The sequence below is a fragment of the Bradyrhizobium sp. P2_E8 genome, from assembly GCF_056403875.1.
This window is the reverse complement of the sequence record NZ_JBFUES010000077.1, coordinates 1-13854: the sequence shown is the minus strand read 5'-3', so window position 1 is coordinate 13854 and position 13854 is coordinate 1. Positions and strand designations below refer to the sequence as shown.

At 62.3% G+C, this 13854-nt stretch carries 10 protein-coding genes and 1 pseudogene; 5 read left to right on the top strand and 6 right to left on the bottom strand.

What is annotated here, in order from left to right; all coding sequences use genetic code 11:
• Positions 1-47: 47 nt before the first annotated feature.
• The 4 genes from AC1D00_RS06810 to AC1D00_RS06795 all read left to right on the top strand — a co-directional run bounded on the left by AC1D00_RS06810 (position 48) and on the right by AC1D00_RS06795 (position 4384).
• Complete coding sequence (locus AC1D00_RS06810; RefSeq protein ID WP_477010131.1) at positions 48-809, top strand: sugar phosphate isomerase/epimerase family protein; 762 nt, start codon at positions 48-50, stop codon at positions 807-809.
• A gap of 13 nt (positions 810-822) precedes the next feature.
• A complete protein-coding gene (locus AC1D00_RS06805) occupies positions 823-1983 on the top strand; it encodes a Gfo/Idh/MocA family protein (protein WP_477010130.1) in 1161 nt (386 codons plus the stop codon).
• A gap of 156 nt (positions 1984-2139) precedes the next feature.
• A complete protein-coding gene (locus tag AC1D00_RS06800) occupies positions 2140-3195 on the top strand; it encodes a sugar phosphate isomerase/epimerase family protein (protein WP_135174026.1) in 1056 nt (351 codons plus the stop codon).
• A 13-nt stretch (positions 3196-3208) separates the two neighbouring features.
• Positions 3209-4384 carry a Gfo/Idh/MocA family protein gene (locus tag AC1D00_RS06795; RefSeq protein ID WP_477010129.1) on the top strand — a complete coding sequence of 392 codons (1176 nt, stop codon included), beginning with the start codon at positions 3209-3211 and terminating at the stop codon, positions 4382-4384.
• Between the two features lie 287 nt (positions 4385-4671).
• Here AC1D00_RS06795 and AC1D00_RS06790 read toward each other — a convergent pair.
• Both AC1D00_RS06790 and AC1D00_RS06785 read right to left on the bottom strand, forming a co-directional pair.
• Positions 4672-5062 (bottom strand): annotated as a pseudogene (locus AC1D00_RS06790) (RpiB/LacA/LacB family sugar-phosphate isomerase).
• 255 nt (positions 5063-5317) lie between these two features.
• Positions 5318-6070, bottom strand: a complete 753-nt coding sequence (locus AC1D00_RS06785) for a hypothetical protein (RefSeq protein ID WP_477010128.1) — start codon at positions 6068-6070, stop codon at positions 5318-5320.
• 340 nt (positions 6071-6410) lie between these two features.
• Between AC1D00_RS06785 and AC1D00_RS06780 the strand changes: the two genes are divergently transcribed.
• Positions 6411-7241: a response regulator transcription factor gene (locus tag AC1D00_RS06780; RefSeq protein ID WP_477010127.1), complete on the top strand. Its 831-nt coding sequence runs from the start codon at positions 6411-6413 to the stop codon at positions 7239-7241.
• A 145-nt stretch (positions 7242-7386) separates the two neighbouring features.
• Here the strand turns inward: AC1D00_RS06780 and AC1D00_RS06775 are convergent, their stop codons facing one another.
• From AC1D00_RS06775 to AC1D00_RS06760, 4 genes are all read right to left on the bottom strand, one after another.
• Entirely contained in the window at positions 7387-8805 is a 1419-nt protein-coding gene (locus AC1D00_RS06775) for an HlyD family type I secretion periplasmic adaptor subunit (protein WP_477010126.1), read from the bottom strand.
• A gap of 50 nt (positions 8806-8855) precedes the next feature.
• Positions 8856-10592: an ATP-binding cassette domain-containing protein gene (locus tag AC1D00_RS06770; protein ID WP_029677341.1), complete on the bottom strand. Its 1737-nt coding sequence runs from the start codon at positions 10590-10592 to the stop codon at positions 8856-8858.
• Positions 10593-10733: 141 nt separating this feature from the next.
• Positions 10734-11192 (bottom strand): hypothetical protein, encoded by a 459-nt coding sequence (locus AC1D00_RS06765; RefSeq protein WP_025575093.1) that lies wholly within the window; start codon positions 11190-11192, stop codon positions 10734-10736.
• A 266-nt stretch (positions 11193-11458) separates the two neighbouring features.
• Entirely contained in the window at positions 11459-12361 is a 903-nt protein-coding gene (locus tag AC1D00_RS06760; RefSeq protein WP_477010125.1) for a hypothetical protein, read from the bottom strand.
• Between the last annotated feature and the right edge of the window lie 1493 nt (positions 12362-13854).

Below are 13854 nucleotides of genomic sequence, written 5' to 3'. Positions count from 1 at the left end.
GATAAGCGGACAGCGCCTCTAGATCCTCCAACTGCCGAAAGCGCGACATGATCAAGCCGATCGACCGATTTTCTATCCAGCTGTATTCTGCCCGCTCCATCACCCCGCTCGAGGCGCAGTTCGCCCTGCTGTCCAACCTGGGCTACACGATGGTGGAGCCCTGGGGCGGACTGTTCAACGATCCCGAGACGCTGAAGAGGCTCGTCGATGTTCACAAGATGACTGCGCCCAGCGCCCATGTCGGCCTCGACCGACTGCGTGAGGATGCGGTCGGCACGGCGAGGATGTGCAAGGGACTCGGCATCGGGACCATCTTTGCGCCGGCCCCACCATTGGGCGAGCGCGAGGGCGGAGAGCAGGAATGGCGCAACATTGGGCGTGAGCTTGCCGAGATCGGCAAGGCGGTGACCGGCGAGGGGCTCAAGTTCGGCTGGCACAATCATCATTGGGAATATGGCCGCACAGGAAGCGGCAAGACCTATCTCGAATGCCTTTTCGAGGAGGCCCCCGACCTCGTCTGGGAGGCCGATCTCGCATGGATCGTGCGCGGCGGCGGCGATCCGGTCGCCGAGATCAAGAAGCATGCGCGGCGCCTGGTCGCTTGCCACATCAAGGACCTCGCACCCTCGGGACAATGCGCCGACGAGGACGGATGGGCCGATCCCGGCCACGGTATCATGGACTGGCAGGCGCTGCGCGCGGCGATGACTGAGGCCGGGGTCTCCCTGTTTGTCGCCGAACACGACAAGCCGAGCGACGTCGCCCGCTTCGCGCGCCGGGCGCGCGAGACCGTGGCGGCTTGGGCGTGACGGGGAGGGGATCATGAGCAAGCTCGGAGTCGGCATTGTCGGTTGCGGCAACATCTCGACGATCTACATGCACAACCTGCCGAAATTCCGCGATCTTGATCTGGTTGCCTGTGCCGACCTGCGGGCCGAGGCCGCGCAAGCCCAGGCGGCGCAGTTCGGCATCGAGGCGTTGTCGATCGAGGCGCTGCTGGCGCGTCCCGATATCCAGATCATCGTCAATCTCACCACGCCGAACGCGCATTACGGCGTGAGTCATGCGGCAATTAACGCCGGCAAGCATGTGTTCGGCGAAAAGCCGATCACGGTGGAGGCCAACGACGCCGCGACCTTGGTCGCGGAAGCAGCGCGTCGCGGTCTGAAGCTCGGCTGCGCGCCGGATACTTTCCTTGGCGGCGGCGGACGGATGGCACGCGAGTTCGTCGATACGGGGCGGMTCGGCAAAGTGCTCTACGGTACCTGCTTTTTGATGTCGCATGGCATGGAGCACTGGCACCCCGATCCAACCTTCTTCTTCAAGCCGGGCGGCGGACCGATCCTCGACATGGGGCCCTACTACCTTGCGGCCCTCATCAACCTGTTGGGTCCCGTTGCAATGGTTCAGGGGCGTGCGAGCGCCGGCTTCGCTAAGCGGCTCGTCACCTCGAAGGGGCCGRTGAACGGAAAGACCGTCGCGGTTGAAACTCCGACGACTATCATGTCGCTGCTGCATTTCGAGTCGGGCGCCGACATCGTCCTTGCGATGAGCTGGGACGTCTGGAAACACGGACATCCGCCGATCGAGCTTTACGGCACCGAGGGCTCGCTGCGCGTACCGGACCCCAATTTTTTCGGCGGCGCCATACAATACACCGAGAAGGGTGGCGACTGGATCTCGGTCCCCGCCGACGACCGGCCGTTTGGGAAACCCAACTGGCGGTCGCCAAACTGGGCCGATCACATACCGAACCAGGCCAACTATCGTTGCCTGGGCGTCGCCGAACTCGCAAGTGCGGTGCTGCGCGGCACGCCACACCGCTCCTCCGGAGCGCTGGCGAGTCACGCGTTGGAGGTGAAGCACGCGATCTTAAAGGCCGGCGTCGAAGGCGGAGAGATTGCAGTACGCTCGCGCGTCGAGCGACCGGCGCCGCTGTCCGACCTCGAGGCGATGGCGTTGTGGGCCGGGGAGACGTTCTGAAGCCGGGACAGTCCCCAGATGCGATTGCCCGATCTGGACATCGGGGTGAAATGCCCGCTCTGTCTCCTGGAACCAGCAAGGGGAGGCGAGTTTTGATGAGGGTCGAACTCAGCGGGCGCGCGCTGCTGGAGCGTCCAGGGGAGAAGGAAGCATTCGATGAAGATGATCAAGGGACCAGCGATATTCCTCGCTCAATTTGTTGCGGACGCGGCGCCGTTCAACTCCTTCGACTCAATCTGCGGATGGGCCGCCTCGCTCGGCTACAAGGGAGTCCAGATTCCGAGCTGGGATGGGCGGCTCTTGGACCTGAAGAAAGCCTCGGAGTCGCAGGACTATGCCGACGAGGTGAGGGGGATCGCGGCCCGGCACGGCCTTTCCATTACCGAACTCTCGACCCATCTCCAGGGACAGCTTGTCGCCGTTCATCCGGCATATGACACGGCGTTCGACGGCTTCGCTGCACCTGAGGTTCGCGGCAATCCGAAGGCGCGCACCGAATGGGCCGTGGACCAGGTCAAGCGCGCGATCTTGGCCTCCAGGCGTCTCGGGCTCACGGTGCATGCGACCTTCTCAGGCGCACTTGCCTGGCCCTACATCTATCCCTGGCCGCAGCGTCCGGCCGGCCTCGTCGAGACCGCCTTCGACGAACTCGCGAAGCGCTGGCGACCGATCCTTGACTATGCAGATGAGCACGGCGTTGATCTCGCCTACGAGATACACCCGGGTGAAGATCTGCACGACGGTGTCTCTTACGAGATGTTCCTCGAGCGGGTGAATAACCACAAGCGCGCGAACCTGCTCTACGATCCATCGCATTTCGTGCTGCAGCAGCTCGACTACCTCGACTACATCGACATCTACCACGCGCGCATCAAAGCCTTCCATGTCAAGGACGCCGAGTTCAATCCGACCGGCCGCCAGGGTGTCTACGGCGGGTTCCAAAGCTGGATCGATCGTGCCGGCCGCTTCCGCTCGCTGGGCGATGGCCAAGTCGATTTCGGCGCCATCTTCTCGAAGCTCACGCAGCACGACTACGGCAGCTGGGCGGTGCTGGAATGGGAGTGCGCGCTGAAGCATCCTGAACAGGGCGCGCGTGAGGGTGCCGAGTTCATCAAAAGCCATATCATTCGCGTCACCGAGAAAGCCTTCGACGATTTCGCTGGCGCCGGCACCGACGATACAGCGAACCGTAAGATGCTGGGCCTATCCTGAGCGGGAGGAGCAAATGACGATCAAAGCAAGCAACGAGACGGGCCGTCATGCTCGTATCCGGCTCGGCATGGTCGGCGGCGGACAGGGGGCCTTCATCGGCGCGGTCCACCGCATTGCCGCTCGCATCGACGACCGGTTCGAGCTGGTTGCCGGCGCGCTCGCGTCCGATCCTGTTCGAGCCAAGGCCTCGGCGAGGGAGCTCGGCATTGCGGACGATCGCGCCTATGGCTCCTACGGGGAGATGGCGAAAGCCGAAGCCGCGCGAGCGGACGGCATCGAGGCGGTCTCGATCGTAACTCCAAACCACATGCACAGCCCGGTCGCGAAGACCTTCCTTGAAGCCGGAATCCACGTGATCTGCGACAAGCCGCTGACGACGACGGTCGCGGAGGCCGAAGAGCTGGTGGCGCTCGTCAAGAAGAGTGGCAAGGTGTTTGTGGTGACACATAACTATACGGGCTATCCCATGATCCGGCAGGCCCGCGCCATGGTCGCGAATGGCGACCTCGGCGAGATCCGGCTGGTCCGGGCCGAATATCTCCAGGATTGGCTGACCGAGCGTTTGGAGGCAAGCAGCCACAAGCAGGCGGCGTGGCGCACGGATCCAGCCCGGTCCGGCGCCGGAGGGTGCATCGGCGACATCGGCACCCACGCCTACAATCTCGCCTGCTTCGTCACCGGGCTCAAGCTCGACGAATTGCTCGCACAACTGTCGACCTTCGTCGAGGGGCGGCGCCTCGATGACGATGTCCAGATCCTCCTCAGGTGGAAAGGCGGCGCCAAGGGCATGCTCTGGGCGAGTCAGGTCGCCGTCGGCAATGAGAACGCCCTCACGTTACGCATCTACGGCAGCAAAGGCGGCCTCGAATGGTCGCAGGAGAATCCGAACCAGCTCTGGTTCACGCCCTACGGCCGGCCGAAGCAGCTCCTGACCCGGGGCGGCGCCGGCGTTTTGGGCGAGGCGAGTCGCGTTACGCGTGTCCCCTCTGGCCACCCCGAAGGTTACCTTGAAGGTTTCGCGACCATCTATGCCGAGGCAGCGCGCGCCATCCACGCGGCAGAGGCCGGCCAGAAGCCAGATCCTGAGGTGATCTTCCCAACCGTTGAGGATGGTCTAGCAGGCGTGAAGTTCATCGATGCTGCCGTGAAGTCCGCGACACACAAAGGCGCCTGGGTTCGGATGACGTAGCTGCCGACGCGTGGGCCATGAGGCAGTCGGTCGATACTGGCGCTCGCTGCGATGAAATGGTCTACATTGGCGTCTCGGGCGGACGCTTCGACCTCATCGCCGCCCCGTTCCTCCGAAGTCCACCATTTGCGACCCTGCAACTCGCTAGGATCGTTCTTCCATTGCCGCCGAAATGCGTCTGGTAGGAGGGGGAGAGCACGGTCCGGTCGCGGCCAGGGATGACGGGCACTTGCGCGACTAGATCTGTGTTGAGCGACCCGAACACCAGGATCATGGCGGACAGGCCGTCAGCCTTGCTCGTCCATCACGCGCAGCTTCTCCACGCGGTGGCGGAAATCCTCGTCGGTGGAGAATTCGGCGGTGAGGTAGGACGAGACGAGGTCCACCGCGAGCCAGGCGCCGACGATCTGCGCGCCGATGCACATGACGTTGACGTCGTCGTGCTCGACGCTTTGATGTGCGGAATGAACGTCGTGGCAGACCGCCGCGCGGATGCCCTTCATCTTGTTGGCCGCGATCGAAGCGCCGACCCCGGTTCCGCAAACCATGATGCCGCGCGCGGCTTCGCCCGACGTCACCTTCTGCGCGACGGCGCGCGATGTCGGGGAAGTCGACAGGCTTGTCGTCATAGGAGCCGACATCGACGACGTCGTGGCCGAGGCTGCGAATGTGGTCGATGACAGTCTACTTGAGCGGCCAGCCGGCGTGGTCGGATCCGATAACGAGGCGCATGTAATATCCTTCTTGATTGTTCATTGACCGTGACAGCCGCGAAACAGCTGTCACGGCTTCTTCCTGGTTCAGCTACGCATGTCGGCCGGGAGATCGACCCCGTGGAACTGCAACCAGACCGTTATGAGCGGCCGAAGATTGGTCAGCTCCGTTGATCTCCTGCGGTTTTGTTCGGGTCCAAGTGCTTTCGTTGCGTTTCGTTTACGCCGGTTCTGGTGCGAAGCTGGTGCGTGCTCCGAAACTTACCTGAAGGCCTAAGTCGGCGATTGGCAGCGTTTGGTGGTGCAAACCTTCGGACGAACTCGCAAGTTGCAGAATGGTCTGAGAGCGGACCAAATCGGCCATGATTGCTTTCACGATCGGCCTTTTGCGATCATCGCGGCACGGGTCTGGAGTCCGATCCAATTCGTCCATCCAGGCATGGGCCGGACAACGGCGCGCGCTTAATGGGCGCTTAATGCTTTTGCGCAACAGATAGATCACCAGCGCGGAATTAGTCCTAGTTACGAGTGCGAGCCGAGCTCCCGAGGAGGGGAATCGGATGGGACTGCTTTTTGTCGGAGTGCTGGCAGGAGTCCTGATCGGCTTTGGCTGGTTCGCGCCTTCCCGGGGGTATTTCCTCGGGTGCGCGTCACGACCCTGTTTCGACAGGGGCGCTGTCGCCCAACCCGCGCAGCCAATGCCGACTGCGTTGGCGCCAGAGCCTGCGGTTGTCAGATCGAATTCCGCGACGCAGGCAAGGCCCGGCAAGACATCAACTCCGAAGAAACGCGGATCGACCGATCTTGCCAAAGCGGCGTCGCCGCGGACGAGGATCAGCGTCCCGGCACCCGAACGGACCGCGGAGATGTCGGATCCTGCGCTGGACAAGGCGAAGGTTGCGATCGCGACGCAGATAGGGGATCCGGAAACGGTCGAACTCAGCGACGTGAAGCGCGCAATGCGAAAGAACATGCTTGGACGCCGCGTGGATACGATTTGCGGGCGCGTGAAAGGAAGAAGCGCGTCAGGCGGCGAGACTGGAGAGAGGCCGTTTCTGTATCTCGTGAAGGAGGATGAAGCATACGTCGTCGACGGTAGGTCAGGGTCGGCGGCCTCAACGGCGTATCGAAATATCTGCAATTAGGGATGCGTCGACTGCGCCACCGTGCGGTACACGCCCAAATGATTTGAGCGGAAAGAATTTCCACCCAGGTGTCAAGTGATCCCGCAGTGGATGCGGCACTAACGGCGGCACTGCGCCGCTCTCGTGATGATGCATTCAGGATGAATGCAGCAGCACGGGAGACGCAATATGGAATGGGAATATAGCGGAAATTCTTTTCATCTCGAGGGCATCATGCACGACATAATCAACACTTCAAAGCGGCTCAATGAATCGCTTCACTTGCCGGTTCTGGTGATCATCGAGCCGCTCGTGTTGCCTCGTACATGCATTCTGCACGTCCTCAGGAGGGAGTTGGACGAACTTGAGATCCTTGACATGGCAACGGTCCAAGGCCTGGACTGCACGTTAGTCCGCGATGTTCGTCTGGTGATGCTGAGTATCGCGGACAAGCCCATCGGCGATCCCTCGGTTGAGGACGATCTCGCCTTCGTTGCGGAGTGCTGTCCCAACGCCGCCACTGTTGTCCTCTCAAACCATGACGACGAACCGGCCGTGCAGGCCGCGATGCAGCGGGGCGTGCGTGGCTTTCTTTCCACCTCGCTACCGATCGAGATCGCCATAGCTGGCCTGCGCCTTGTTCTTGTCGGCGGCGCCTACAGGCCGTTGCCCGTGGCCGGGATCAACAGGATACCGGATTTCGAGCCACCGGATGCGCGCGGGCTTGTGCCCGCATATCTGACTAACGAGGGAGCCAGAATGGCTATCGACAGGAGGAGCGTGACCGATCTCACGCCTCGTGAGCAACAGGTTCTGGCGGAACTGGAGCTCGGCCTGCCCAACAAGCTGATCGCCGCCAAATTGGGCCTCTCGGAAAGCACAGTCAAAATGCACATTCAGCATATCATGAGGAAATGTGCTGCGCACAATCGCACGGAAGCCGTCCTCCGCTGGCGCGGCCGGTTGCCCGCGCAGAGTCGCGATCACGACCCCGGCGCGGCTCTAATGCCGGAGACCTAAAGCATGGTCCGGACCCGGAGGGCCGCGTTAGCGCAAGGTGCGCAGCGGTTTTCCCTCGCGACAAACGCGGAACGCGTTTGCGTGGAGATCATGATCCAACAACAACCTAAAGCGCGATGACGATTCATCCCAATCTCATCGCGCTTTAGTCCTCTCTGAATGCACCACGGAAGCTGTCGAGCAGGGGCCTGAGCGCGTAGAGAGCCACGGTGCCGCGCCCGGTCGTGATGAACACTTGAACCGGCATGCCGGGGACGATCTGGATGTCGTTTGCCGCGATCTGCCCATCGTCGATCCGGATCTTGGTCGCGTAGTATGGCTGGTCGGTACGCTTGTCGAGGAGCCGGTCTGCGGATACGTGCACGACGGATCCCTTCAGGCGAGGCACGCGACGCTGATTGTACGGTACGAGGTGAACCTCGGCACTGAGGCCGGGATGAACCACATCGATGTCCTCGGGCCTCAGGCGCGCAGTTACGATGAGACGGTCTTGCCGGGGCACTAGGTCCATGAGCGGAGCACCTGCTCCGATGACACCGCCGGCTGTATGAACCCGCAGATCGGTTATCACGCCGTCCTCGGGCGCCTTGACCTCCGTTCGCGATAGCTGATCCCTGGCCGCAAGCAACCGCTCGCGGAGCTGGAATATCTGGTTCTGTGCTTCACGAAGCGACTGTGCGATCTCGTTCTGCCTCTCGCTCTCGAGCTTGAACAATGTGGCCTGCTGTTCGCTGATGACCTGCCCGGCGCGGGCAATCTGCGCGGCGATCTCGCCGCGGCGGCCCTCGACGTCGGCCAGCTCCCGCTGCAGGTTCAGAAGCCGCGGCCGCCGTTCGAGCCCCTTGTTGACGAGGGTCGCGACCATATCCAGTTCCTCCCGAACGATGTCGACCCGCTGCCCGGTGGCGGTTCCCTGAGCTTTGAGACCTTCGATCTCCTTCTCGACTTGATGCCTTCGTTCGCGAATGACCGCAAGCTGCGACTCGTGAACCTGCGTGCGTGCCTGAAGAATGAACTGCTGCGCCGACACCGCAGCGGCGGCCACTCCGTTCTGCCTGCTGTCCTGTTCCAGCGCGTCCGGGATTGCGATCCTCTCGAATCTCTGCTGCTCGGCTTGAAGCCGTGCGGCACGAGCAGCTGCGTCCCAAAATTGACCTTGGAGGCTTTGCATCTCCGAGCCGGCCCGGGTGTCGTCCAGCGCGATCAGCGTTTGGCCGCTGCGCACGATATCGCCATCCGAAACCAGGATCTTCCTGACGATACCGCCTTCCAGATGCTGGATCGTCTTGCGGCTCGATTCCGATTCCAGGACGCCAGACGCGATCGCGGCGCTCTCGAGAGGCGCGAGGCTCGCCCATGTACCAAGCCCCAGCATGAAGCAGAGCACCAGCAGATTGCCCGCGACGGTGATGCCGCGAAGCCTTCCGCGCGGAGAGGTCGGCGTGGGCGTCGAGCACCATGGAAATTCCAGAGGTTCGAAATCGTCGATTGCGGTCACCACGACGCCAAATCGCCGGGCGGGCGGGGGGCTTGCCGGCGCTCGCATGAGCTGGTCCCAGATCATGGGAAGCCTCGAGACGGCGGGAATCTTCCAGATGGTGAGAGAGTTCCAGATCATGGCGCAATCTGCGAAGTAACCTGGGGTCGGCTCAGGTGCTGGTCAAAGATGTCCTCGCTGTCGCCGAACGCGGCGACCGCACCGTCCTCCATGATGGCAATCTTGTCCGTGGCGGCGAGAAGACCCATCCGGTGAGTGACGACGACAAGGATGACGCCTGCGAGCTTCATGCGCGCGATGGCATCCAGGAGCATTCGCTCGCCCCCGTAGTCGAGGCTGGCGTTGGGTTCGTCGAGAACGATGAGACGTGGACTGCCGAAAAAGGCGCGGGCAAGACCGAGGCGCTGCCGATACCCGCGCGAGAAGGTCGCTTCGCTCTGAACCACCGTGTCGTAACCCAGCGGTAGGCGCATGATCGCCCCATGGATACCGGCGAGCTTGGCCGCTTCGATGACCTTCCGCCGGTCGGCATCTTCAAGGCGTGCGATGATGTCGTTGATGGTGTCGCCGAGCAGGTTGATGTCCTGGGGGAGATAYCCGAGGCGGTCGCCGTTTCGGCCCTCGCGAAGCAGCGAGACGTCGGTATTGTCGAGGACGACACGGCCATGCGTTGGCATCGACAGCCCGGCGATCACCTGGCCGAGCAAGGACTTGCCCGACCCGGACGGACCGATGATGCCAAGGCATTCTCCGGGCATGAGGCTGAACGAGACGCCGTTCAGGAGAAGATGGTTGGTCCCCGCAAGCCTCACGCCAACATTGTCGACGACGAGGCCGCTTTGCGCCTGCAGCGGAGAAACCTCCGCGCTCTGCTGCCGGGCGACGGGGAATGCGGCGAGAAGTGCGCCGAGCCGTTGACAGGCGCTCACGGCCGTCACGAGTGATTTCCAGCCTGCGACCGCACTTTCGACCGGCGCGAGCGCCCGGCTGAACATCAGCGTGGCAGCAAAGATGATTGCCGGACTCTTCCCGTGATCGAGGACGAGCCACGCGGCGGCCCCCATGATCAGGACCTGCGACAGCGCGCGAACCGGCTTGGCGGCCAGTGAGACGATCTCGCCTCGCCGAAGTGCCACATCGTGCTCTCTGCGCGCGTGCTGCGCGTCACGGTGGATCATACGCGCAGCGTTGTCGAGCATTCCCATGGCTCGGATCATGTGGATGTTGCTCGCTGCAGTCTGGAGGCGGCCGCAGCTTCTGGACAGCGCGGCGCCGGATCTGAGCAGAGCGTCTTCCGTGACCAGCTCTCCGGCAACCGTGAGCGCGAACAGGAAGGCGACGCAGCAGGCGCCCACCACGCCAAGCAGGGGATGGATCAGAAAGAGGACAAGGAGGAACAAGGGCGCCCAGAGCGCGTCGAACAGCATCGTACATGCGCCGGACTCGACGAACTGGCGCAGCACGGTGAGATCCCGATATGCGCCCGACGCCTGCGTCCAATCGCTGCGAAGCGCCGATTCGAGGCCGGCCGAAAGCACGCAAGGACGAAGGCGATCGTCGATCCAGGCGCCAAGGCGTCCAAGGACGGCGCGCCGCAATGCGTCGAACACGCCGCCGATGACCACCGTGATCGCGACAATGAGCGTGAGCAGGAGCAACGTGTCGCCGCTCCGGCTCGACAACACCCGGTCGTAGATCTGAAGAAGATAGATGGAGGGCGCAAACAGAAGCAGGTTGTAGCTGCAGCTATACGCGAATACGAGACCGAGCGGTCCCGCGCAGGACCGGAGGGCCGCGTGCAGTGGCGTCCCGATCTGCGGCAGGATGGGGAGCCGAATGGGCGGCATCAGCATGATCGTCACCGCCTGAAATCGAGGTCCGGCGCACTTGACCGATGGCCAACGTAATCTGCCAACGGTATCGGCGGGGTATCGGTTCGAACGTCAGGACCGGTGGCGGCGGCCACCGGTCCTGCCAGTCGGACGAGCCGGTGGTCAGAACGCATCGAGATGGAAGCTCACCTCTCCGCCCACCGCGGCGTTGCCGTCTCCGCCATTGCCGCCGATGCCGGCAACGACCTCCTGGTGCTGGTCGACCGAGACCTTGTTGATCTGGGTCGCATCCGTATTGGCGTAGACCTTGGAGGTATCGTAACCGCTGTAGGATTTCTGGCTTCCGTTCGACTCGGCGTCTCCGCCATGGGCCTTCGAGAACACCGAGGCCTTCGCGTTGGCGCCGCCGGCATCCCAATCTGCCGTCTGCTTGACGTGATCGCCGGTGCTCACGTGCACGTCGGCACCTTCCGCCTTGTTGGTTGGATCGAAGTTGAGCGTCGGCTTGCTGATGATGGCTCCCTTGAAGGTGCCGTCGCCGCCATTTCCGACGCTTTGACCACCGGTGTTGATCGATTTGAATTCGATCGAGTCCGAGATGTGGATCGCTTTAGGCAACATTTGGGGCCTCCCTGTTTCTGTTGGCTTTCGTGCATCATCCATCCCGATCAGGCGGACGCGCGCGGCAAGTCTGATCCGCCCACGCGCGATGGCGATAGATGTCAAATCGGACACCATCCGGTTTGGCGGGCCTACGTACGAAAGTACGACATTCGTCGCGCAACACCGGAGCTCGAAACATCCTGGAGGGCCCGCAGCGCGAGCTTGCATGCGCGGAGTGTCGACGCAGCTCGTAATCGGGCTTGTGCGAGCGGCGCGATGTATCGCTATCCCAACAGGTGAAGATCCGACAGAAGATGGGCGGAAAGATCGCCACCCAGCGCGAGATTGCCGTTGCCGCCGTCCCCGCCAAGTCCGGCGATCTGGATCGCGCTCTGGTCGATGTGCACGTTGTTGACCTGGTCGGCTACGGCCGTCGAATGGGGACCTGCAATTGCGATATTGATGGGTGCATAGATCGCGACACTGACATCGATCAGGCTGCCGGCAAAATATCCGTTGCCGCCATTGCCTGCGCCGTTCGAACCGGTCGCGATCGTGTCTGAGCCGCCCCACAAGCCATGGGAAAGAAGGCTTGCATGGCCGCCCGCCGCGGCGTTGGCGTTGCCGCCGTGCCCGCCAATGCCGGCGATCTGAATGATGGATTGATCCACGTAGGCGTCATTGGTCTGGACCGAATGAACGTTGGAGCCATAGCCCGCGACTGCGATGTTGATCGGGTCGTACACCACGACGGAGGAATGGACGAGCCCGCCGTAGAACGCGCCGTCGCCGCCATTGCCGGCCTGGCTTCCGCCGGTTTGAACGTCGGGGACGCCCCCTCCGTTGCTTGATCCCCAGCTGGGATCGAGCGTCATGACGCTGCCGCCGGCGGCCACGTTGCCATTTCCGCCACTTCCGCCGACGCCCGCGATCTGAGTGGCCGACTGATCGATGTCCACCGTGTTCGATTGACTTGCATGCGCAGAGCCGCCCGAGGCCGCCACCGCTATATTGATCGGATGATAGATCACCACGGGAGCGTCCACGATCGCACCCGAGAAATAGCCGCTGCCGCCGTTTCCGGCGCCGTTGTCGCCGCTCGCGATCACGCCGGCGGTCAAGGAAGTACTGATGCTGCCTCCCGATGCAATGTTGTCATTGCCGCCATGGCCGCCGACGCCGGCCATCTGAAAGGCGGATTGATCGACATTCAAATTGTTGGACTGGTTGGCCAGGGCGACCGAGCCGTATCCCAGGCTCACCGAGATGTTGATCGGTTCATAGATCAACAGGGACGCGTGAATGATACTTCCGTAAGAGTAGCCGTCCCGCCATTCCCGGCCGTGTTCGCCCCACTCTCGACCGAAGCGACGCCCATCCCGGGATGTGATGCGCCGGAAGCGGGCGTAGTGGACGAAACATCCAGACCCGCCGTAGCGTGGTTGCCGGCGTGGCCGCCCGTGTCGACCCCCGATGTGAGATGTTTTGATTGAATCGGGTCGGAGTCATTGTGCTGGGTATTCGCGCTCGCGGGGTGCGCTCCAGGACCTGCAAATTGACCTGTAAACGGGCCGGGACCATGGACCAGGGCGCTACCGCCGACCGCGTCGGTCAGGAACGGGGCGTTCGGTGCCGGACCCGCTTCGTCGTCACCATCGTACCCATCGTGCCGATGAGAGGCGTGATGCAGCCGGATCCCATCCGACATCCGCGAAAAATCCATCGTGGCCTCCCTCATCGCAATCGCTCCATGCAATCGGACGGGTTCTGCACTCCAGACAGAATGTCATCCCGGGAAGGTCGAAAGCCCAGTCGTCAGTTCGGATATAGCGCTTCGTCTGGCAGCCATTACATCGGCTACATCCGTTCGGGTAGTCCTTCCGAGGCGAGACGCTGACGGTCCCACACACCAATTGATCGCTAGCATCCGAGCGGACTAGGCCATTAGGGCTATCCCGCCTGGTTGCTGGCCAGACGGCCCTCAAGGCCGGAACGCAGTTCTCGGGAGGACAGATTCTTGTTGCTGCTTAGGAGCGAGTTCGTCCCTTCAATGCCGTCTGGTTCGAGTTGGCCAACTGCGCGGGCGCGTTGTCCGCGGCAGTTTCCGACACTTGATTCGACGAAGTAGGGCAGCAGCCTGACCACGACCGAAGCTCGATACGCTTCAGATCCATCAAAGAGAATTACTCGCGCTGAGGGATTTACGCGTCGATTGTGCCGGCCGCTCGACGGCTTTTCCTATGTTTGAAGCGCGAAGAATCGTCTCATAGATGCTGGAATTCTTCATCGATGAGTTGAGTTCGACGGTGTGCGACCGTGGCTTCAGCCCCTGTAGGCCGACAGCCGTTTCCAGGTCACAACCTCTGAGAAGCGCGCCCGCCGCATCAAGAGTTTTCGCTGTCTGCGATCAATTTTGGCGTGGATGCAAAGGCAGTACTCTGAATTGCTCGAAGTGGAATGATCGAAAATCGTGGGTTTGACTCCCACTCTCTCCGCCCCACTGCTTTTCGATGGGTGGAATCATCGGGCAGGGGTGACGGACGAACCTTTCTCTGATTGGGCTCCAATCGGACAGTGATTGCTGGAGCTAGCTTAAACTTGCCCATGATGGACTGGACCGACCGGCATTGCCGGGTGTTCCACCGTCATCTCACGCGGCGGGCGCTGCTCTATACGGAGA